General features: G+C 31.7%; 20 protein-coding genes. 14 read left to right on the forward strand and 6 right to left on the reverse strand.

Annotated elements, in window-relative coordinates:
* Nucleotide 1 precedes the first annotated feature (1 nt).
* A complete protein-coding gene (locus tag RSE15_RS12695) occupies nt 2–883 on the reverse strand; it encodes a lysophospholipid acyltransferase family protein (RefSeq protein ID WP_324068917.1) in 882 nt (293 codons plus the stop codon).
* An 82-nt stretch (nt 884–965) separates the two neighbouring features.
* Between RSE15_RS12695 and RSE15_RS12700 the strand changes: the two genes are divergently transcribed.
* Nucleotides 966–1,592: a rhomboid family intramembrane serine protease gene (locus RSE15_RS12700; protein WP_324068918.1), complete on the forward strand. Its 627-nt coding sequence runs from the start codon at nt 966–968 to the stop codon at nt 1,590–1,592.
* A gap of 114 nt (nt 1,593–1,706) precedes the next feature.
* On the opposite strand, the gene RSE15_RS12705 is transcribed toward RSE15_RS12700, so the two are convergent.
* On the reverse strand, nt 1,707–3,614 hold the full coding sequence (locus RSE15_RS12705) for an OmpA family protein (RefSeq protein ID WP_324068919.1): 1,908 nt from the start codon (nt 3,612–3,614) through the stop codon (nt 1,707–1,709).
* A 78-nt stretch (nt 3,615–3,692) separates the two neighbouring features.
* Nucleotides 3,693–4,601 carry a PorP/SprF family type IX secretion system membrane protein gene (locus RSE15_RS12710; RefSeq protein ID WP_324068920.1) on the reverse strand — a complete coding sequence of 303 codons (909 nt, stop codon included), beginning with the start codon at nt 4,599–4,601 and terminating at the stop codon, nt 3,693–3,695.
* 144 nt (nt 4,602–4,745) lie between these two features.
* Between RSE15_RS12710 and aroC the strand changes: the two genes are divergently transcribed.
* The 8 genes from aroC to RSE15_RS12750 all read left to right on the forward strand — a co-directional run bounded on the left by aroC (nt 4,746) and on the right by RSE15_RS12750 (nt 13,452).
* Nucleotides 4,746–5,810: a chorismate synthase gene (gene aroC / locus RSE15_RS12715; RefSeq protein ID WP_324068921.1), complete on the forward strand. Its 1,065-nt coding sequence runs from the start codon at nt 4,746–4,748 to the stop codon at nt 5,808–5,810.
* A gap of 132 nt (nt 5,811–5,942) precedes the next feature.
* On the forward strand, nt 5,943–6,320 hold the full coding sequence (locus RSE15_RS12720; protein ID WP_324068922.1) for a hypothetical protein: 378 nt from the start codon (nt 5,943–5,945) through the stop codon (nt 6,318–6,320).
* A 123-nt stretch (nt 6,321–6,443) separates the two neighbouring features.
* A complete protein-coding gene (locus RSE15_RS12725; RefSeq protein WP_324068923.1) occupies nt 6,444–7,226 on the forward strand; it encodes an MbnP family protein in 783 nt (260 codons plus the stop codon).
* A gap of 164 nt (nt 7,227–7,390) precedes the next feature.
* Entirely contained in the window at nt 7,391–8,431 is a 1,041-nt protein-coding gene (locus RSE15_RS12730; RefSeq protein ID WP_324068924.1) for a cytochrome-c peroxidase, read from the forward strand.
* A 1-nt stretch (nt 8,432) separates the two neighbouring features.
* Entirely contained in the window at nt 8,433–9,395 is a 963-nt protein-coding gene (locus RSE15_RS12735; RefSeq protein ID WP_324068925.1) for a transporter family protein, read from the forward strand.
* Nucleotides 9,396–9,648: 253 nt separating this feature from the next.
* Entirely contained in the window at nt 9,649–11,982 is a 2,334-nt protein-coding gene (katG, locus tag RSE15_RS12740) for a catalase/peroxidase HPI (RefSeq protein WP_324068926.1), read from the forward strand.
* A gap of 39 nt (nt 11,983–12,021) precedes the next feature.
* Complete coding sequence (locus tag RSE15_RS12745; RefSeq protein ID WP_324068927.1) at nt 12,022–12,159, forward strand: hypothetical protein; 138 nt, start codon at nt 12,022–12,024, stop codon at nt 12,157–12,159.
* A gap of 324 nt (nt 12,160–12,483) precedes the next feature.
* Nucleotides 12,484–13,452, forward strand: a complete 969-nt coding sequence (locus RSE15_RS12750; protein WP_324068928.1) for an IS110 family RNA-guided transposase — start codon at nt 12,484–12,486, stop codon at nt 13,450–13,452.
* A gap of 623 nt (nt 13,453–14,075) precedes the next feature.
* Here the strand turns inward: RSE15_RS12750 and RSE15_RS12755 are convergent.
* The 3 genes from RSE15_RS12755 to RSE15_RS12765 form a co-directional block, all read right to left on the reverse strand.
* On the reverse strand, nt 14,076–14,987 hold the full coding sequence (locus tag RSE15_RS12755) for an IS3 family transposase (protein ID WP_324068929.1): 912 nt from the start codon (nt 14,985–14,987) through the stop codon (nt 14,076–14,078).
* Between the two features lie 8 nt (nt 14,988–14,995).
* Nucleotides 14,996–15,376, reverse strand: coding sequence for a hypothetical protein (locus tag RSE15_RS12760; protein WP_324068930.1), 381 nt, complete (start codon nt 15,374–15,376; stop codon nt 14,996–14,998).
* Nucleotides 15,377–15,953: 577 nt separating this feature from the next.
* Nucleotides 15,954–16,181 carry a hypothetical protein gene (locus RSE15_RS12765; protein WP_324068931.1) on the reverse strand — a complete coding sequence of 76 codons (228 nt, stop codon included), beginning with the start codon at nt 16,179–16,181 and terminating at the stop codon, nt 15,954–15,956.
* Nucleotides 16,182–17,126: 945 nt separating this feature from the next.
* On the opposite strand from RSE15_RS12765, the gene RSE15_RS12770 reads away from it, so the two are divergent.
* From RSE15_RS12770 to RSE15_RS12790, 5 genes are all read left to right on the forward strand, one after another.
* On the forward strand, nt 17,127–17,612 hold the full coding sequence (locus tag RSE15_RS12770) for a hypothetical protein (RefSeq protein WP_324068932.1): 486 nt from the start codon (nt 17,127–17,129) through the stop codon (nt 17,610–17,612).
* Nucleotides 17,613–17,862: 250 nt separating this feature from the next.
* Nucleotides 17,863–18,774, forward strand: a complete 912-nt coding sequence (locus RSE15_RS12775) for a DNA adenine methylase (protein ID WP_324068933.1) — start codon at nt 17,863–17,865, stop codon at nt 18,772–18,774.
* Complete coding sequence (locus RSE15_RS12780; RefSeq protein WP_324068934.1) at nt 18,749–19,651, forward strand: type II restriction endonuclease; 903 nt, start codon at nt 18,749–18,751, stop codon at nt 19,649–19,651. Before RSE15_RS12775 ends, RSE15_RS12780 begins: the two co-directional genes overlap by 26 nt.
* On the forward strand, nt 19,651–21,039 hold the full coding sequence (locus RSE15_RS12785; protein ID WP_324068935.1) for a reverse transcriptase domain-containing protein: 1,389 nt from the start codon (nt 19,651–19,653) through the stop codon (nt 21,037–21,039). The genes RSE15_RS12780 and RSE15_RS12785 overlap by 1 nt, the downstream gene beginning before the upstream one ends.
* Nucleotides 21,040–21,173: 134 nt before the next feature.
* Nucleotides 21,174–21,770, forward strand: a complete 597-nt coding sequence (locus RSE15_RS12790; RefSeq protein WP_324068936.1) for an SLATT domain-containing protein — start codon at nt 21,174–21,176, stop codon at nt 21,768–21,770.
* Nucleotides 21,771–21,776: the final 6 nt, after the last annotated feature.

Genomic DNA, 21,776 nt, shown 5'->3' on the forward strand with positions numbered 1-21,776 from the left:
ATTACTTGAGCTTTCCTTCTATATTTTTCCATCTTTTATGCGTCCAAAAGTAATATTCTGGAGCTTCATGAATTTGATCTTCAACTAGTTTTAAGAATTTGTCTGTAATTTCATAGTTTGGAACAGATTGAACATCATCTGAAAGCACTTCAAAACTGGCCTCATAATAGCCTCTTTTTACTTTCTTTACTCTTAAAAAAATCACATTCATATCAAAACGTTTCGCAAGCATTTCTGCTCCTGTATGAACAGGAACAATATGCCCCATAAACGAAGCCGAGTGATGGGCTGAATTTGGTCGAGGAGATTGATCGCTTGCAAATCCATAAAGACTCATTACATTGTTTTTATAATTTTCTGTTATTGTTGGAATTGTTTCTTTGGTCGTAATCAATTCTGCTTTAAATTTTGAGCGTATTCTTTTTACTAGCTTGTCAAAATGTGGATTCGCTAATTTTTTATAAATTCCAAATCCTTTGCAGTTGATATAATAGTTCATAGAAACTACCCATTCATAACTAGCATAATGAGCGCACATTAAAGCAATGCTTTTATTCTTTTTTTCCAAATCATAATACACTTCCATGTTGCTAAAAGTAAAACGTTTTTCAATTTCTTTTTGCGAAATTGAAATCGTTTTAATCATCTCTAAAAACATATCACACAGGTGGATATAAAATTTCTTTTCAATAGCTAGGCGCTCATTATCAGACAAATGAGGTAAAGCTAATTTGATATTATTACGTACTATTTTTTTTCGGTAACCAAAAACGTTGTAAGTTAAAAAACAAACAAAATCAGAAAACAAATAAAAAATACGGTAGGGTAGTATGGATATTATCCACAAAAAAGGATAGATAATTAGGTAAATTAATAACTGCATTCGTATATTTTTTTACAAATATACTTTTTTAGTTCTAAGTAAATTTGACAAAGTATTCTTAAATTTACAAAAAATACATTTCATGAATATTATTTTATTAGTTGTAATTGTCATAAATGCTCTAATTAGCTACAAGGCAATAAACGATACTTACTTTTTTAGAAAATACGAATTTCACATCGGAAGTATCAAATCAGGTGAGCAATTACGCATAATAAGTTCGGGTTTTTTACATGTTGATTTCCAACATTTGTTTTTTAACATGTTTACCTTGTATTTTTTTGCACCCTATGTTATTTTTAATCTTTCCACCATGTACTTTCTATATATTTATATGGGAAGTTTAATTGCAGGAAATTTATTGACTTTTTATTTTCATAAAAATGATTATTCGTATCGAGCGGTTGGGGCTTCGGGTGCTGTTACAGGTGTGATTTTTAGCGCTATTTTACTAGAGCCTAATTTGTATATGTATGGATTTATTCCAGGTTATGTTTTTGGATTTGCTTATATGTTGTTCTCTATATACGGAATGAAAGCTAAAAACGATTCTATTGGGCATGTGGCGCATTTTGGTGGTGCTATTGGTGGTTATGCAATTACGTTAGCAAGATATCCACAACTTATTACCACAGAACCATTAACGGTTGGGGCATTATTAGTGCCAATTGTAGTTTTGTTCATTCTCCAAAAATTAAATAAGTTGTAAAAGTTACTTAATTTCACTTTTTGGCACAATACTTCAATTTTTATTAAGTTTAAAGTTGGTTTCAATATTCTCTAAATATATTGCAACTTTCACCACAATTAAAAATTAATAAACTTACATTTTTATAACAATAAACTCACTACGTCTATTTTTTTGATGTTCTTCTTCGCTACAAGGAATATTATCAGAACAGTTGTTTAGTAACTGTGTTTCCCCATATCCTTTTGCGGTTAATCGATTTCTTGCAATACCATTTTTGACAATAAATTCTAAGGTCGAATTTGCTCTTTTGTCAGATAACTGTTCATTATATTTGTGTGTTTGTCGGCTATCGGTATGCGAACGAATAGCAATAGTCATAGCAGGATACTGGTGCAAAACTTGAATGATTTTTTCTAAATCTTCCGCAGCATCGGGTCGTATATTCCACTTGTCTAAATCAAAATAGATAATACTAATATTAAATAGTTTAGCTAAATCAGTTCCTACTTCAATAGGGAATACGTTGCGTTTTAATTCAAGATCTAATGTTGAAGTTCCTATTGTTGAAACTGCATCAAAAGACTTTTCATTGGTGTCATAAGTTTCTTTTGAAGCTCTAACATAATATTTTTTATTGCATTCAATTTTAAATTGATAAATCCCTTTTTCGGAAGAAATAGTTTCTGAAATAATGGTCATTTTATCATCAAAAAGCGTCACTTTTGCATTAGGTAAAATTTCTTTTGTCTCCACATCGGTAATAATACCCGAAATAATATGTGTGCAAATTTTAAATGTATAAATATCATCAAAACCTTTGCCACCATCTCGATTTGAGGAGAAAAAACCTAAATTTTCACCATTCACTATATAGCCAAAATCATCTTTTGTACTGTTTACTGGTTTGCTGATGTTTATTGGCTTTTCAAATGATTTTCCATTTGCTTTTGCTTCAAATATATCCAAGCCTCCCAGACCTAGATGTCCATCAGATGCAAAAAACAAATTATTATTGGCATCTATAAAAGGAAATGTTTCTCGCCCTTCGGTATTTATGGTTGGACCTAAATTTTCGGGTGTCCCAAATTTTCCGTTTTTATCAATAGAAACTTTATACAAGTCTGAATTTCCATAACTTCCCGGCATGTTTGAAGCAAAATATAGTATTTTTTCATCGGGACTTAAAGCAGGATGTGCTGTTTTATAGTTATCATTTGAAAAGGGAAGTTCAGTAATGTTCGTCCATTCATTATTTACAAGCTCTGCTTTGTATATTTTCTCTAAAATTACTTTGTCATCACTTTTTCTCTTTTTACCATCGTTATAATTGTTTCGGGTAAAATACATTGTTTTTCCATCTTTGGTAAAAACAGGAGAGGATTCATTAAATTTTGTATTAATTGTTTTGGAAAAATTTTCTACTTGCTCTAATTTTCCTTCAGCATTCATTAAAACAATAAATAAATCAGTGAAGGTTTGTTTAGTCCAATCGTGAATTTTAGTATATTGGTTTCCGTCACTTCTTGAAGACGTAAATACTATTTTGTTTCCAAAAAAGGAAGGACCATAATCATAAAACTCTGAATTTATGTTGGTCGTATCTAAAATATATTTGCCTGTATTGACATCAATATCATTTAAGTAATTTTTATTTTGAAGGAATAATTTTCCTCTTGAGTCATTTGTTTTAGCGGCAAACAATTCCATGTATTGATTTGACTTCTCATAATTTCCAATTACCTTTAAAGTTTGAGCATATCGAAAGTAATATTCGGGTGCTACTTCTTCATTTAAAGCAAATAAAGCATCGTAGGATTTAGCAGCCTTATCAAGATTGCCATTAAAATAATAGGCATTTCCTAATTTTTGAAATAAATCAACAGATTTGTAGCCTTTCTCAGCCACTTTTTCATAAATTTCTATTGCATCAATGTATGCATATTTTTCATATTTTTTATCTGCTTTAGCAAGTTTTACTCCTTGTCCAAAGGAACAGCAAGTGATACTTAAAATATATAGTAGCGTATAAATTGTTTTCATAGGTTTAAGATTAATTCTCATTTTTAACATTTAGAAACGCTTATAAGTTGATTGATTAGACCACATAAAAATTGAAACTTAAAAAAAGCGAGGGGCTGAAACTTTGACTTTATTTGTAAATTCATATCGTAAAAACACTTCATGCGAGCCAAAATTGTAGTTGGCTAGTTTTGTGGTTTCCAAATCATAACCATAACCTATAAACCAAGAATTTGAAATTTGGAATCCAGCTAGTGCACTCACAGCAGCATTCCATCTATAAGCGGCACCTAGTGTTAGTTTGTCAAAAAACAAAAAATTTGCGGTTACATCCGCTTGAAGTGGCGCTCCTTCTACAATTTTACTCAAAAATGCCGGTTTAAAATCAATGTTTTCGCTAAGTGTAAACACATGTCCTGCAATAAAATAATAATGCATTTTTTGTTTGGTAATTTCTATATTATTATCGTTGTAACGATAGCTTTCAAATAAGGTTGGAACCGATAAACCAAAATAGGTTTTATTAGAATAGAGGTAGAGTCCAGCTCCAATATTTGGTGAAAATTCGGTCTTTACATTTTGAAATTGAGGATCAGCAGGATTAAATATTCTCAATTTATTGACATCTAAATGAAAAAGATTTGCGGTTGCTTTTAACCCGACCGCTAATTTGAAACTTTCCGAAATTGCTACGAAATAAGATAAATCTGCCGAAATTTCATTTTCCGAAACGGGGCCAATTTCATCATTAACAAAATTTAAACCTATCCCAAAATTTGAATCGCCCAAAGGTGTATTTATTGAAAAATTATTGGTTACTGGAGCACCATCTAGACCAACCCATTGATTTCTATGCATTAAAAAAACAGAAAGTGTTTCTCTTGATCCTGCATAAGCTGGATTTACTAGAGTAGTATTATACATATATTGGGTATACTGAGAATCCTGTTGAGAATAGCAAAAAGTATTAATAAATATGATAAAAATTAGATATGCAGATTTTTTCATTTGACTCTTTTTTAGTCTAAATCTATTTTTTTAATTTGAATTGTCTAATATAAGAAATAAAACATTCAAGTTAGCAACTTCAATTAATTAATTCAAAAGCATTAACTTTGTGAACAATAGAATAGGAATATCAATAATAAAGTTATGGCAGGAAATACTTTTGGTAAGTTATTAAAATTAAGCACTTTTGGTGAATCGCACGGAGAAGCTCTGGGAGGAATTTTAGATGGTTGTCCTGCTGGGCTAACATTAGATTTTGATTTTATTAATCTTGAAATGAAGCGAAGAAAACCAGGTCAATCTTCCATAGTGACACAAAGAAAAGAAGAAGATGAAGTGCAGTTTTTATCCGGAATTTTTGAAGGTAAAACTACAGGAACTCCAATAGGTTTTATTATTCCAAATACGAATCAAAAATCAGATGATTATTCTCATATAAAAGATACTTTTCGTCCGAGTCACGCCGATTTTGTCTATGAACAAAAATATGGAATTCGAGACTATAGAGGTGGCGGTAGAAGTTCTGCTCGTGAAACAGTAAGTAGAGTTGTTGGAGGGGCTATTGCAAAGCAAATTATACCCCAAATTAAAATTAATGCATTTGTTTCTTCAGTTGGGGATATTTTTATTGACAAACCTTATCAAGAATTAGATTTTTCTACAATTGAACAAAATCCAGTACGTTGTCCTGATATGCAGGTAGCAAAACGTATGGAAACTTATATCAAAGAAATTAAAAAACAAGGCGATACTATTGGAGGAACAATCACTTGTGTAATTCAAAATGTACCAATTGGTTTAGGAGAACCAGTTTTTGATAAATTACATGCCGATTTAGGAAAAGCAATGTTATCAATAAACGCAGTTAAAGGGTTTGAATTTGGTAGTGGATTTTGTGGCGCTAGAATGAAAGGAAGTGAACATAATGACGCCTTTAATCCTGATGGAACCACTAAAAGTAATTTATCTGGTGGTATTCAAGGCGGTATTTCTAACGGAATGGATATTTATTTTAGAGTTGCTTTTAAACCTGTAGCAACATTAATACAAAAACAAGAAGTGCTCAATACTAGAGGAGAAATAATAGAACAACAAGGCAAAGGTCGTCATGACCCTTGCGTTGTTCCTAGAGCCGTTCCTATTGTAGAAGCAATGGCTGCATTAGTAATTGCGGATTATTTTTTATTAAATCGTTCACTACGTTTTTAGCTAATTTTATTTCTTTAAAGAACCCTTAGTAGCGTTATTAATTTAGTAATATGTTAGATTTCTTTAAAATAATTTATTAAAAAAATACTGATTATATAAGCCATTTAAGCGATTTTGTTATAAATTTGCCGAGTGAAAAAAATAGTCTTATTAATCAGTATTTTTATTCTGGCACGACCAGCTATTCCATTTTTGGAGTACATTGTTAATTACGACTATATTGTAAAAGAGCTTTGTGAGAACAAAGAAAAGCCAGCACTTAAATGTAATGGTAAATGTCACTTAATGAAAGAACTTGCTAAAACAGCTGAAGACGACAAAAACACTTCATCCGATAAAAAGCAAAATGTAAAACAAGAAATTGAAGTTTTGTTTTACCAAGATTTCAAATCACTTTCATGCAGTAATTCTTATGTTTTCACAAACAACAAAATTAATTCTGTCTATCAGAATTTGTATGCTTTAACTGCAATACAGTCAACTTTTCACCCACCCACCTTTTTAGTTTAATTTTTTTATTATTGTTTCTTAACAAAGAAGCAATAGGATTTTCTATGTCCAAAAAAATGGATAGCTTTTGCTATGCATACTACAATCATATTATAAAAATATCAAACTAAAAAAATATCAAAAATGAAATTACAATTAAAAAATATTGCCATTGCAATGGTTGCTGCTATTGCCCTAACTTCATGTTCTAATGATGATAATAACGAAATTACAGGTGAAGGAAATTTAAAATTAGAATTCGATAATGTATATGGTGATGCTGATTTTGCTTTCAATACTGCCTATACAAATTCAAATGGTGAAGTTGTTAAAGCTACAAATGCAATCTATATTGTAAGTAATATTGTTTTAACAAAAACAGATGGTTCTACTTATACAGTGCCAAAAAGCGAAAGTTATTTCTTTGTTAATGAAGCAGATGCTGCAAGTACGTTATTAAACTTACCAAACATTCCAGCTGGAAATTACAATAAAATAACTTTCGGAATCGGAGTAGATGCTGACCAATTCAATGCAGGAGCATCAGGTCAAGGAACTATGTGGACCGACGCTCAAGCATTAGGAATGACATGGTCTTGGGCTGCTGGTTACAAGTTTGTTAAATTTGAAGGAACATATACTTCTTCTACTGTTACTACTGAAACTTCTTATATGGTTCATACTGGAAAAACAGGTGATGTTTACAATTATGCACAAGTAACTTTAGATTTACCAGAAAATGCTTTAGTAAGAACAAACATTACACCACAAGTACACATTATGGCCGATTTAAAAAAGATTCTTGATGGAACAACTGTTATTAATTTAACAGATGGCGCTATGGTTATGGGTGGAACTAAAGTACAAAATATTTCTGCAAATAATGTACCTACAATGTTCGAAGCACACCACGTTCACAACGATTAATTTCATTAGAAGCTAATCCAGCTGTACATTTTCAAGTCCACAGGAAAAACAAAAATTTTGTAAGCAAAAAAAGGAGCTTCTTAAGTCGCTCTTTTTTAGCAACAAAATCAATTTGTTTTTCCTTTGCGGGCTTTTCATTTCCATCTGGGCTAAAACATAGTAGTATGAAAACAAAATATTTAATTCTGTTGGCAATTGGTTCTTTAATCAGTTGCTCCTCAGACGATTCAGATAATTACCAAAATATTCCAATAGACTACCAAGTTCCCTCTAATTTTCCGCCTTTAGCTTATAATATGGTTAACAATCCATTAACAGAAAAAGGGTTTGAATTAGGAAAAAAAATATTTTATGATGGTCGCTTGGCTTCAGATGGCGTAATTTCGTGCGGCTTTTGTCATATTCAAGAAGATGCATTTACGCATCACGGACACACGTTTAGTCACGGTGTTGGCGATGGTATTGGTACTCGTAATGCACCGCCCATTCAAAACATGGCGTATCAAACCCAGTTTTTTTGGGATGGAGCGGCAGATCATATAGAATTATTATCTATGGCGCCCATTTCTAACGAATTAGAAATGAATGGCAATATAATCGATATCATTGCTATGATGAAAAACGATTCAGAATATAAAAAATTATACAAACAAGCTTTTGAAGATGGAGAAATAAACTCCGAAAACATGCTGAAAGCTTTAGCACAATTTATGACGATGTTAACGTCTTCGAATTCTCGATTTGATAAATATCGTAGAAATGAAACAGGCGGCACTTTAACAAGTGAAGAACTTGCAGGGTATGCACTATTTAATCAAAAGTGTGCTTCTTGTCATGCCACTGATCTATTTACTGATAATTCATTTAGAAACAATGGATTGCCAATAAATCCGTCAATTAATGATGTTGGAAGATATCGCCTTACCGAGTTAGAGCAAGATAAATACAAGTTTAAAGTACCTAGTTTGCGTAACATTGAAAAAACAGCACCTTATATGCATGATGGAAGATTTTATACGCTAGAGGCTGTTCTGAATCATTATTCATCAGGTGTTTCAAATACTCAAAATTTAGATGCGAGTTTAAATAATTCGGGAACCTTAGGAATTCCACTAAACGCAACCGAGAAAACACAGTTAATTGCTTTTTTAAAGACACTAACTGATACTGAATTTTTAACGAATCCAAAATTTGCCGAATTTTAAAATGAAAAATATAGTTACCTTCTTTTTAGTCATCACCTTTCAGTTTGGCTTTGCAACAGAAATCGATAGTTTAGACCTAAACCCATTTTTAAAATTACCTCAATTTTCTAATTCTCTTTTAGAAGATTGCGATGCTTGTGGTTGTTCGGCAAGTGGTGGAAGTATGGGATTTGCATCCATGTTAAATACAAATTTCATAGGTATTCGCTATTTTAATCAATCCTATAAAAGTACTGACGGCTTGTATTCTAATTCTCCTTGGTACAACGAAAATTTTAATACGCTTCAACTTTGGGCTCGAATTCCTGTGGTTAAACGGGTTCAAATTTCAGCGTTAATTCCGTATCACTTTCACAACAGAGAAACAAATTCTGGCACTCAAAACATCAGTGGGTTAGGGGATATCACAGTTTTAGGAATGTATCAATTATACCAAACGCATAAAGACAGTACCCTTTTTATCCATTCTTTACAAGCAGGGGCAGGATTGAAAATTCCAGTAGGTAAGTTTGATGCAACAAATAACGGAAGTGTTAATCCAAGTTATCAAGTTGGAACAGGAAGTTGGGATTATCTTTTAGCGGCAGAGTATGTAATCAGAAGACAGAAATTAGGACTAAATACGTTACTAAATTATGTTATTAAAACAGAAAATGATAAGTATTACCAGTTTGGAAATCAATTTAATTACGCCGGAACCTTCTTTTATTCACTCAAAAGGAATGCGTATTCGATTGTTCCACAACTAGGTTTTGCTGGCGAAGTGTATGAAAGTAACTATCAATTAGGTCAAAAAGTACGAAATACGTCAGGCGATATTTTTTTAGGTAAAATTGGTTTTGAAGTAGGAAAAAATAAATTATCGCTGGGTGTAAATGTCATGCTTCCCATTGCTCAAAATTTAACAGGCGGCAATGTTGAAGCTAATTACCGTTGGAGTTTAAATTTTAATTATAGCTTATAAACTAGTATCTTTTTAATTTTTACAAGCCTCAAAATGGTATCCATTTTTGAGGTTTTTTTTGTTGCCATCATTTAGAATACCTCCTAAAAATATAAATCATACCATAATCTATATAATAGTTTATAGCTATTATTACCTTAATATTGCTATAAGTAAAATTTATAATTGAATAAGTAATAACATTAAAAAGTTAAAATAATGAATTCATTTTACCCCTAACTTTGAAAAAAGAAAACAAATAAAATAGTTTAATATGAAAAAAGTTTTACTAACAACCAGTTTATTTCTTGGGTTATTTTCGCTAGCTCAAGAAACAGCTACTTGTCCGGTGACAGGAAAAACTATGAGTGTAAACAAAGAAAACACTTCATCGGGGCCTAGTGCGGAAGATTACCATGCTTCAAATGGTACTGCACAGACAAAATCGGCTACTCCATCTACAAAAGGGAGTAGTAATGTTGACAGGAATAAACAATGGTGGCCTAATCAATTGAATTTAAATGTATTGCGTCAGAATTCTGAATTGTCTGATCCAATGGGAGCTCAATTTAATTATGCGAAAGAGTTTCAATCGTTAGATTATGAAGCGCTTAAGAAAGATTTGCGCGTATTGATGACTCAATCACAAGAGTGGTGGCCAGCCGATTTTGGTCATTATGGTGGATTGTTTATTCGTATGGCTTGGCATAGTGCGGGAACTTATAGAACTGGGGATGGTAGAGGAGGAACTCGTGCCGGACAACAACGTTTTGCTCCACAAAATAGTTGGCCAGATAATGGGAATTTAGACAAAGCACGTCGTTTGTTATGGCCTATTAAACAAAAATATGGTAACAAAATCTCTTGGGCTGACTTAATGATTTTAACTGGTAACGTTGCTTTAGAAGACATGGGCTTTAAAACGTTTGGATTTGCCGGCGGTAGAGCGGATGTTTGGGAACCAGAATCACATGTGTATTGGGGACCAGAAACTAAGTGGTTAGATGACAAACGTTATTCGGAAGGAAGAAAATTAGAGAATCCGTTGGCAGCCGTTCAAATGGGATTAATCTATGTAAATCCAGAAGGACCTAATGGAAACCCTGACCCCGTATTAGCGGCTAAAGATATTCGTGAAACGTTTGGAAGAATGGGAATGAATGATGAAGAAACGGTGGCATTAATTGCAGGTGGACACACTTTAGGAAAGACGCATGGTGCAGGCGATGCAAAACACGTTGGGGCAAACCCAGAAGCAGCAGGTATTGAAGAGCAAGGTTTTGGATGGAAAAGCGATTACAAATCAGGTAAAGGTACAGATGCTATTACATCAGGTTTAGAGGTTACTTGGACTTCAACTCCTGCAAAATGGAGTCATGATTACTTAACGTTCTTATTCAAATACGATTGGGAATTAACTACTAGTCCGGCAGGAGCAAAACAATGGATTGCAAAAACAGATGATAAAATTATTCCAGATGCTTTTGATAAAAACAAAATGCACAAGCCTTATATGCTAACGACTGACTTATCGTTACGTTATGACCCTATTTATGAGAAAATCTCAAGACGTTTCTTAGCTGATCAAAATGCGTTCAACGATGCTTTTGCTCGTGCATGGTTTAAGTTAACGCACCGCGATATGGGTCCGAAAACTACCTATTTAGGACCAGAAGCACCTAAAGAAGATTTAATTTGGCAAGATCCAATTCCTGCTGTAAATCATAAATTAGTGAATGATAAAGAAATCAAAGGCTTACAGTCACAAATTTTGGCTTCGGGATTGTCTATTCAAGATATGGTTTCTGTGGCGTGGGCTTCGGCATCTACTTACAGAGGATCTGACAGAAGAGGAGGAGCAAATGGAGCAAGAATCCGTTTAGAGCCACAAAGAAGTTGGGAAGTAAACAACCCAATTCAATTGAACCGTGTATTATCGGCTTTAGAAAAAATTCAGTCCGATTTTAATGCGAAATCTAAAGATAAAAAAGTATCCTTAGCTGATTTAATTGTATTGGCAGGAAATACAGGAGTAGAGCAAGCGGCTAAAAATGCTGGATATTCTGTTCAAGTAACCTTTACACCCGGTCGTATGGATGCTTCACAAGAACAAACTGATGTAAAATCATTTGCGGTTTTAGAACCTCAAGCGGATGGTTTCCGTAATTATTTAAAAACAAAATATACAGTTGCTACAGAAGAATTATTAGTGGATAAAGCACAGTTGTTAACTTTAACAGCACCAGAAATGACCGTTTTAGTAGGTGGAATGAGAGCTTTGAATGCGAATTATGATGGTTCTAAACACGGCATTTTTTCTTCTACAAAAGATAAATTAAGTAATGATTTCTTTGTAAATTTATTAGCAATGGGAACAACATGGAAAGCTACTTCAGATGCACAAGAAGTATTTGAAGGTAGCAATATGAAAACAAACGAAGTTAAATGGACCGCAACTCGTGCCGATTTAATCTTTGGTTCTAATTCAGAACTACGCGCTATTGCTGAAGTGTATGCTCAAAATGATAACAAACAAAAATTTGTAACTGATTTCGTAGCTGCATGGACTAAAGTAATGAACTTAGATCGTTTTGATGTTAAGAAGTAATTGTTTTAATCCCCCCAATTTTAAAAGCCTGTAGACGTAATGTTTGCAGGTTTTTTTTATGGTTGTTTGGTGGGTGGATGGAGCGAGTTTTGTGGTTTGGCGTTGCACTTGATTTGGCACGCGGATGGTACTGATTTGCTTGCGAAAAACGCTGGTGGTGGCGGATTTTTATTTTAAACACATAGACACAATAGTTTTACTTTGTGTTGATTTTTAAGCGTTTCACTTTTCATAGTTTACAATAGGCTACACGCATTTTTTGTCATCCTATGTTTGCAAAAGGAAGTTCTTTGAAAATTTTATAAATTTATTTCAACAGAAGAAAGAGAAAGATAAAAGCTATATTTTGTCATTGGTCAATTAAGACTGTTCAGCATGCTAGTTCCTTTCTCTCTCTGCTTTTGAACTTGGACAGTTCATTGGTCATAAAGACCGTATTTAGGATTGATAAGTCTCAAGCAGATTTCTTCCGTTTACTTTAATTTCCTTAAAAACAAATGTATGAAAAAAAGTAACAATTATGTTGGAATTGACATCTCAAAATTAACTTTTGATGTCGCTATTTCTAGTTATGATGACAAGTACAAGTATTTTAAATTTGCTAACAATCATGAAGGTTTTATGATGTTTTTAGAACATTTAAAGGTCTCTGAATCAATTTGTGTGATGGAAGCTAGTGGTCCATATTATTTAAAATTAGCCACTTTTTTGTCAGAGCAAGCAATAGATGTTTGTGTGATAAATCCATTGGTAATTAGGAGGTTTTCTCAAATGCGAATGAGTAGAGCAAAAACAGATAAAAAAGATGCTATGCTTATTGCAGAATATGGAAAAACCGAAAATCCAGGTATATGGAAACCTGAAGCAAATCATGTTCTAGAGCTTAAGCAAATGCAAGCCTATCTAGAACAATTAAATAAAAACAGAACTGGATTTGTAGTTCAAAAAGAAGCATTTAATCAAAATCCTATTAAGAGTGAAACACTTGAAAAAAGTATCAATTCTGTTTTAGAAACCATAGAACAAGAGATGAAAAACATTGAGAAAAAAATGGAGTTAATAATTAAAACACATCATCAAGAAATGTTTAGTCAACTAAAAAGTATACCAGGAATGGGAACTAAAACATCTTTGCTATTGATTGTAATATCTGGAGGCTTTAGTAAGTTTAATAATCATAAGCAACTTGCTTCATATGTTGGAATATCGCCAAGAATATTTGAATCAGGAACAAGTGTTAAGGGTAGATCGAAAATTTGTAAAATGGGAATGAGTAAAATAAGAGCAATGCTTTATGTATGTGCATGGTCAGCAAAAAAATGTAATAAGAGTTGTAAAGAATTATACGATAGATTAGTAGAAAAAGGAAAATCAAAAAAGCTAGCTTTAATTGCAGTAGTAAACAAATTATTAAAACAAGCTTTTGCAATTGCAACAAAAAAAGAATATTATTCAGTAAAAATTAACTAAAATAAATTTGGAAATAAACACAGTTCATGCTGATAAGCATCTCTTTTTTAAACACATAGCCACAGTAGGTTTTGTGTTCGTTGTGCTTTCTTTGTGCTCTTTGCGGTTAAGATTTGCACAGAGTTTCACCGAGTTTATTTTTAAGTGGATTGCGTTGAGAGAGTTGCACAGAGTGGGCGTTGCACTTTATTTGGCACGCGGATGTTACTGATTTGCTTGCGCAAAACGCTGGTTGTGACGGATTTTTAACCACATAGGTACCTAGTTTTTACACAGAGCTACACGGAGTTTTATTGGAAGTGGATTGTGTTGAGGGAGCTACACAGAGGCGTTACACTTTTCATAGTTCATAATAGGCTACACACCTAGTTTTTACACAGAGCTACACGGAGTTTTTTTTGAAGTGGATTGTGTTGAGAGAGTTGCACAGAGGCGTTACACTTTTCATAGTTCACAATAGGCTACACACCTAGTTTTTACACAGAGCTGCACGGAGTTTTTTTTGAAGTGGATTGTGTTGAGAGAGTTGCACAGAGTGGGCGTTGCACTTTGTCTCGTCCTAAAATAAGTTTACATATTTACACTTAATCCTAAAATAGATTTACAACTCATTTTTAGTCCTGTTATTGGTTTACAATAATAGGACTTTTTATATAATAATTCTTCCATAATTTTTCTGTTTTTAAATTATTTTGATGTACTTGATTTGGAGTAAGATTTCCTATGCTCATATGAGGTCTTTCATTATTATACAATTCAACAACTGTTTTCAATAATTCTTTAGCTTGTTTAAGATTATCTATTTGATAATCATTTAAATATTCTTCTTTTATTATGCCATTAACTCTTTCTGCAATTGCATTTTCTAATGGATCTCCGTTTTCTGTCATACTAATTCTTATGTTATTATTTTCTAGAAGTTTTACATATTTATCGCTACAATATTGAATTCCTCTATCTGAATGGTGCGTGAGTTGAAAATGGCAATCTGGTACCTTTCTTAGACCAGAGATTGCCATTTTCAACGCTTCCATTGTTTCAACAGCTTCCATTGTCTGTGCCACATGTGAACCAATGATTTTTCTTGAATAAGCATCTGTTATGAAGCTGATATAAACAAATCCTGTTGCTATTTTCCAATAAGTTATATCGCTAACCCATAATTGATTTGGTTTAGTAGGAATTAAATTACGTATCAAATTTGGATACTTTTTAAATCGATGATAAGAATTGGTAGTAATTGTTTGTTTTTTTCTACGCTTTACTAAAAGATAATTTGCAGATAAAACATCGAATAATCTATCTCTACCCATTTTTATTTGGTGTTCTAATAGAAAGGGTTGAAGTAATTCGTATAACTTTCTCCCTCCTATATGACGATGATTATTTCTTATTTTTAGCACTTCAGATATAACTAATTCATCTTCAAAAACATATTGTTCTTGATGCCAAAAGTGTTGATAATATGCTTGTCGTGTTACACCAAGTAATCGGCAAAACTTGCCTAAACCAATCTTGGGATAATGGTTTTTCATCTCCTGAATTACTTGGTATTGGACTTTTTTACGATATTAATTTTAAACTCTTTTTCAGCAATTTCTATTATTTTACGATAAGTCTCAGCTAAAAGTTTTGCCTCTTGAAGTTCTTTTTCTAGCTCTGTAATCGACTTTTGAGAGTCTATTTCTTTAATAACATTTTTAACTGATTTCATGTCTGGTAAAGATACAATTCTTGATTTTATATTATCATATCCTCTTTCTCTTAACCAATAAGTTAGTCGAGAATTACCCAAATCATATTTTAATTCAACCTCTCTTTTGGTTAATGAACCACTTAAATATTCATTACATACAAATCTTTTAAATTCCTCGGAATATTTAGATTGCCATTTTGTCGAAAATTCTTTTGAATATCTTTCCATATTTTTACACTTTTGTGTAAACCTATTTCAGGACAAGACACTTTATTTGACACGCGGATGTTACTGATTTGCTTGCGCAAAACGCTGGTTGTGACGGATTTTTAACCACATAGGTACATAGTTTTTACACCGAGCTGCACGGAGTTTTTTTGTAGAGGATTGCGTTGAGAGAGTTGCACAGAGGCGTTACACTTTTCATAGTTCACAATAGGCTACACACCTAGTTTTTACACAGAGCTACACGGAGTTTTATTGGAAGTGGATTGTGTTGAGAGAGTTGCACAGAGTGGGCGTTGCACTTTATTTGGCACGCGGATGGTACAGATTTGCTTGCGCAAAACGCTGGTGGTGACGGATTTTTAACACATAGGCACATAGTTTTTACACAGAGCTACACGGAGTTTTATTGGAAGTGGATTGTGTTGAGAGAGCTACACAGGGTTCGAATTTTCGGATGGTGTGCTTAAATTTAGTAAGGGGAAGTTGTGGATTTGCTTGCGAAAAAAGCTGGTTGCAGATTTTATTTGTAGGTGGAAACAATATTTTGGAACGAATGCTTTGTTTGGGAAACGAAATCTTATGATGCGAATTTATAATTTGGTGGAAGACGAAAAGGTTCAAGCTCTTCTATGGGAATGCCTGTGTATTTTGCATAATCAGTGAATGTGATTTTGCTCCCTTTTACTGTTTTTTTGAAGAATATACGCATGTCGCTCATCTTTTGAGAAGCGGTGCGTTGTGAACATTCTTCTATACTTATAATGTCTTTAGTGGTGATGCAGATTCTTAAAATGGTTTTTGACATGGCTGATATACTTAAGTTTGACTGTTTTGTGATTTAATTTTCCCATGATAATTTGAATTTGTTAGTTAATGTGACTTTAGTTAGCTGAATTTTACTTTTTGCTAACTTTATATTTACAAATTTAGGAATATATTAACAAGTTGTTTCTTGAACTTTTTAACAATTGGGGTAAGTTTTCAACAATTGAAATTGTTTGAAATTGCTCTTTTTTGGATGTTTTTGGTCTAAAAAACTCTTTTTTTGTCAACTTTATGCCATTTTTTGCCACTTTTTGTAGTTTTGTTAAAAATGAGAAAAATCGATTTTACGATGGTTGTATTGTATAATGACTTAGTTTTCTTTTTTCTTTTTAGGTATCTTTTTCTTTATCTCTGCGATAGCTCTAGGATATCTATACTATACTTCTGGCATACACTCGGCATACACTCTTGATACATTCTTCATACACTCGGCATACACTAGAGGTGCTTTTTAGTGCTTTTTACTGTTTCTTATCTTATTTTGTAATTATTTTATTTTCAGTTGGTTAGCTTCGTTTTTGTGCAATAATGGCAATTGTTGTTGTTTTTTGGTTATTTAATGAAAAAGAATGCAATAGTTTTCCTTATTGGCAGTATTTGCAAGGGCTTCTTAGAGACGCGGTTACCTTTGTGTCATAATTAATCATAAACAATTTTTATCATGGCTAGACTGAAAAGCTTGATCAAATTAGAAGGTTCGATGGAAGATCTTACTTTCTACAAAGGTACCGATGGGTACTTTGTGCGCACCAAAGGTGGTGTGAGTAAAAACCGAATTATGAACGACCCAGCGTTTGCTCGTACTCGAGAGAACGGGGCTGAGTTTGGCAGTATTACTGCATCGGGGAAATTATTGCGAACGGCATTGGGGCCAATGTTGTTTCGAGCGAAAGACAGTAAACTGACGAGTAGGCTTGTGAAGGTTATGGCACAAATTAAAAATTTGGACAGTGTGAGTGCTCGTGGAGCGCGTAATGTAGCGGAAGGATTGAACAGTTCTTCCTCTATTTCGATTTTTGAAGGGTTTGATTTTAATGCACGAGCTACCTTAGGGAGTGTGTTGAATTCGATTGTTTCGGTTGATACGGCAAATGGGGCGGTTCGAATTTCGGCCTATAATCCTTTGGAGCAAATGCGTAGTCCTGAAGGGGCAACCCATTTTAGTTTGCAAGTAGGTTTTTTGCGCATTGATTTTGCTACGGGGGTGTATGATTTAACTCAAAGTCCTGAAGAAGTGTATCCTTTGACAAATGGGACTATTTCGCCAGTATTGACTCCTGATAGTGAGCCGACAGCGACGGGTACTGGAATGCATTTTATTTTGATTGAGTTTTTTCAGGAAGTAAATGGTGTGCCGTATATGCTGAATAATGGTGCTTTTAACGTGTTGCATTTGCTGAAAATGAGTTAGTTTGAAGTAGTGTTCAAAAAAGGCTGACTCAATGAAACACCCTGCTAGTGATAGTGGGGTGTTTTTTTTGTTAAGTTATTTTTATTATATCACTCTCGTTTACCATGCAATTCATAAAAGCCCTTTATTTACTTTAAATGGATAAGGTGCAATATATTTTTACTGATTTAAAAATACATATTATTAAGGATTGTTTAACTCCGTTTTTTTTATTAAATTTGGGAAAATAGAATTTAGCAAATAAAAATATATGAAAGCAAAACCATTTTTAAAATGGGCTGGAGGCAAAACCCAGTTAATCACCGATATAGAAAAAGCTTTACCAAGAGAATTTACTTCACAAAAGTTTACTTATGTTGAGCCTTTTGTTGGAGGAGGTGCTGTTTTGTTTTGGATTTTGGAAAATTTTCCTAATGTAGAAAAGGCAATTATTAATGATATTAATGCTGACCTAACCAATACTTACAAAGTCATAGCTTCAAATCCAAAAAAACTTATAACGGTTTTAGAGAAATTTCAAACAAAGTTTCATTCTTTTGAAAATGATGCAGAAGGAAGAAGAGTTTATTATAATGAACAAAGAACACTTTTTAACTCTCGCTCTAAAGATGCTATAACTCAAGCAGCTTTGCTAATATTTTTAAACAAAACATGCTTCAATGGTTTGTTTCGCGTAAATAAAAGTAATGGGTTTAATGTTCCAATGGGAGATTCAACGAAGCAAACTATTTGTGATACGGAAAATATTATGGCAGTTAGCAAAGTGTTACAAAGAGTAGAAATCTTAACTGGAGATTTTAAAGAAACCTTACAACATGCAGAACATCCTGCCTTGTTCTATTTTGATCCACCTTATAAACCTTTAAGTCAAACTTCTAGTTTTAACACTTATACCAAAGATAATTTTGGTGATAATGAACAAATTGAATTACGTGACTTTTGTAAAACATTGGACACATTAGGTCATTATTGGATGCTTAGTAACTCTGATGTAAAAGGAAAAGACATGACCGATACCTTTTTTGATGATATTTACGAAGAATTTAATATAAACCGTGTATATGCCAGAAGAAGCATTAATGCTAACGGCGATAAACGAGGCAAACTAACTGAATTATTAATCACTAATTATGCCTATGAACAAGCTTTGTCAATTGCTTAATTTAGAAAGCGACGATATTTTATTTACCCAAATTACTAGTAGTTTCAAAGAGAAAGGAATTTTGCTTTGGGACTATTTTGTTAATTGGGAGAAAGTACATAAAAACATTAAACCCATTGAAAAAGAATTGAACCTTCTAAATGTTTTGATTGGGAAAGAGGATGTTGAAACAGAAGTTTATAATCTAATTAAAGAATATCCTCAAGTTATTAAGGCTTTTCCTTTTTTGATAGCCTTTAGAGATACAAAAGTTTCTATGCTTTCAGATGTTACTGAGTTTTTGTATAAAGATTATGATTTTAAACATAGAGTTATCACTGATGAAGATTGTGAAGACTTAACTACTTTTTTTATGCAGTCTGGTTTAGGTGATTTGGTAAAAGATAAACGAGTTAAAAACCTTGTAGATTATGTTACCGGTGTAGAAGTAGGTTTAGACAGCAACGGAAGAAAAAACCGAGGCGGAACCATGATGGAAAACATCGTAGAAACTTTTGTAAAAAGTACTTGTGATGAGTTAGGTTATGAATACATGACACAAGCCAATGCTAAAAAGATAAAAACTCATTGGAACATTGATATACAAGTAGACAAATCTTCTCGTAATTTAGATTTTGCTATCAATAAAAACGGGAAATTATATTTTATTGAATGTAACTTCTATGGCGGTGGTGGATCTAAACTAAAATCTACGGCTACAGAATATGTAAAAATGAATGAATATTGGAATGCTCAAAACATTACTTTTATTTGGGTAACCGATGGTGCGGGTTGGAAATCAACACTAAAACCATTACGAGAGTATTTTGATAAAGCTGATTATTTGTTGAATTTGGAAATGTTGAAGAATAATATATTTTTAAATATTTTGAGATAATGAATAATCTTAATTTAAATAAATATTTTGTTTTAGATGAAATGAAAGAAATTTTTAAAATAAAAATTTCTAAAAGTAAATCTAAAGGTATTGACAAAAAATCGTTTAATTCTTATAATGTATTAGAAAAAGAAAATTTGTTTTTAGATATTAAAAAACAAATTAATGAGAAAAAATATAAATTTAGTCCATACTTGGAACTACTTAGAATTAAAAGAAGAGATACAAATCCTCGAATGATATCAATTCCTACGGTAAAAGATAAAATTGTATTAAGTATATTAAAAAATATTTTACATGAATATTTTACAGAATCAATTAATAAAGACCAACCAAATAGTTATATAAAGAAAATTAAGAATTTCATAAAAAAAAATCAAAACTCCGAATTATTTTTTTTAAAAACAGATATTAGTCAATTCTACGATAAAATTAATCGTGAAAAATTAAAGAAGAAAGTTAAAAACAAGATAACAGATCGTTTTTTTATTAATTTATTAATTAGTTCTATTGAAAATCCTACAGTTCCTTCTAATTATAAAAAAACTGACACGGATTATTATAGAAGTAAAAAAGGTGTTCCACAAGGGCTACCAATATCAAATATTTTGGCTCAGATATACCTTAATGATTTTGATGTTTTAATGATTAAATACATAGATAATGACACTCTATATCTAAGATACGTAGATGATATTTTAATAATATCTAAAACAAATTGTGATGAAAAACTTGAAAAAATAAAAATTTTACTTAAAGAAATTGGTTTAAAAGTAAATCAAGCCAAAACTTATGTTGGAAAATTAGATGACACTGTTGAATTCCTTGGTTATCAAATTAGTAAAAACCCTATTTCAATAAGTAATAGAACAATTGAAAACCAAATAAATAAAATAGCGGGTAAAATAACTTGGTTTAAAAAAGGAGTTATAAATAAAAATGCAAGACCAGATAAATTTAAGGAAGACATAAAAGGATTTGAAAATTTATTTATAAAGGAAGTAAATGAAATTATAACAGGTACAAAAAGCGACGATAAAAATTATGGTTGGCTATTTTATTATATAGAAGTTGATGATATAAAAGTTTTTCATAAGCTTGACAACATAATTTCTAATATGATAAAGAGAATACCTTATTTTAAAAATAAAGCCCCAAGTAAATTAAAAAAAACTGCAAAAGCTTATTTTGAAATTAAACATATTCAGGATAGTGATTATATCTTTAATTACAATAAATATAAAACCGCAAAGCAAAAGGAAAAATTGCTTAAAGAAGTTGCTCAATTAGATGATAATAAAAAATATACTAATGAAGAAATAGAGATGCAATTTGAATATTATAAAAATAGAAATATAAATAATTTAAAAGAAAATTTTGAATATTAATAATAGGGTTGGCTTGCAAGCATTGCTTGTAGACTTTCTTAATTGAAAGTATAAGTAGTATAAAATTATTTTAATTTCCTTTTGGAAAACTAGATCTAGATTTATAGCCAACCCTTAATTTATAAATTATAAAAATGAATTACGCAGAAAGTTTATACCAAAAGATATGGAAAACTAAAGGAACAAGATTTATAGCTCATAAAAGACTAGAAATTCTTAACCAATTTTCTATTTATGCAATATCTTTAAACTCAATATATGTAATAATATTGAGTTTATTATCAATGAGCCATTTTAACAAATATTCGAAATTAAATCCTGATTTTTTATCAATAATAACACTTTTTTTATCGATATTAATTATTGTAATTAGTATCATAGAGAGTTCAAAAAATTATAAGGCAAAAGCAGAATCTCATCATCAATGTGGCAAAGATTTGAATAAAATCTATGAAAGATTAATTCAAATTAAGAGCTCGTATGATACTGATAGTAATTCTAAAGCAGAAATTGATAAATTGGGATTAGATTATCAAAGTATTATTGATAAATATCCTGAAAATCATTCGAGTATTGATTTTAAAAAGTTTTTAATAATTAATAAAATTGATCCATATAAAAATTATTCTAATTTTAATCTTTTAATTATTTGGTTTGAACTCTATATACCTATATTAGCAACAATAATTATTCCATTATTTATTATAATATTTTGTGTTATAAAATTATAGAATATA

The organism is Flavobacterium sp. (assembly GCF_035195345.1).
Lineage (GTDB): Bacteria > Bacteroidota > Bacteroidia > Flavobacteriales > Flavobacteriaceae > Flavobacterium.

Bases quoted from the DNA above. Each gene is read 5' to 3' on its own strand.
- RSE15_RS12745 (WP_324068927.1), top strand. From the start codon at position 12,022: ATGTTTGCAGGTTTTTTTTATGGTTGTTTGGTGGGTGGATGGAGCGAG.
- RSE15_RS12775 (WP_324068933.1), top strand. From the start codon at position 17,863: ATGAAAGCAAAACCATTTTTAAAATGGGCTGGAGGCAAAACCCAGTTA.
- RSE15_RS12780 (WP_324068934.1), top strand. From the start codon at position 18,749: ATGAACAAGCTTTGTCAATTGCTTAATTTAGAAAGCGACGATATTTTA.
- RSE15_RS12700 (WP_324068918.1), top strand. From the start codon at position 966: ATGAATATTATTTTATTAGTTGTAATTGTCATAAATGCTCTAATTAGC.
- RSE15_RS12755 (WP_324068929.1), bottom strand. From the start codon at position 14,987: ATGAAAAACCATTATCCCAAGATTGGTTTAGGCAAGTTTTGCCGATTA.
- RSE15_RS12735 (WP_324068925.1), top strand. From the start codon at position 8,433: ATGAAAAATATAGTTACCTTCTTTTTAGTCATCACCTTTCAGTTTGGC.
- RSE15_RS12765 (WP_324068931.1), bottom strand. From the start codon at position 16,181: ATGTCAAAAACCATTTTAAGAATCTGCATCACCACTAAAGACATTATA.
- RSE15_RS12750 (WP_324068928.1), top strand. From the start codon at position 12,484: ATGAAAAAAAGTAACAATTATGTTGGAATTGACATCTCAAAATTAACT.
- RSE15_RS12710 (WP_324068920.1), bottom strand. From the start codon at position 4,601: ATGAAAAAATCTGCATATCTAATTTTTATCATATTTATTAATACTTTT.
- RSE15_RS12760 (WP_324068930.1), bottom strand. From the start codon at position 15,376: ATGGAAAGATATTCAAAAGAATTTTCGACAAAATGGCAATCTAAATAT.
- katG (WP_324068926.1), top strand. From the start codon at position 9,649: ATGAAAAAAGTTTTACTAACAACCAGTTTATTTCTTGGGTTATTTTCG.
- aroC (WP_324068921.1), top strand. From the start codon at position 4,746: ATGGCAGGAAATACTTTTGGTAAGTTATTAAAATTAAGCACTTTTGGT.
- RSE15_RS12790 (WP_324068936.1), top strand. From the start codon at position 21,174: ATGAATTACGCAGAAAGTTTATACCAAAAGATATGGAAAACTAAAGGA.
- RSE15_RS12705 (WP_324068919.1), bottom strand. From the start codon at position 3,614: ATGAAAACAATTTATACGCTACTATATATTTTAAGTATCACTTGCTGT.
- RSE15_RS12785 (WP_324068935.1), top strand. From the start codon at position 19,651: ATGAATAATCTTAATTTAAATAAATATTTTGTTTTAGATGAAATGAAA.
- RSE15_RS12695 (WP_324068917.1), bottom strand. From the start codon at position 883: ATGCAGTTATTAATTTACCTAATTATCTATCCTTTTTTGTGGATAATA.
- RSE15_RS12725 (WP_324068923.1), top strand. From the start codon at position 6,444: ATGAAATTACAATTAAAAAATATTGCCATTGCAATGGTTGCTGCTATT.
- RSE15_RS12770 (WP_324068932.1), top strand. From the start codon at position 17,127: ATGGCACAAATTAAAAATTTGGACAGTGTGAGTGCTCGTGGAGCGCGT.
- RSE15_RS12730 (WP_324068924.1), top strand. From the start codon at position 7,391: ATGAAAACAAAATATTTAATTCTGTTGGCAATTGGTTCTTTAATCAGT.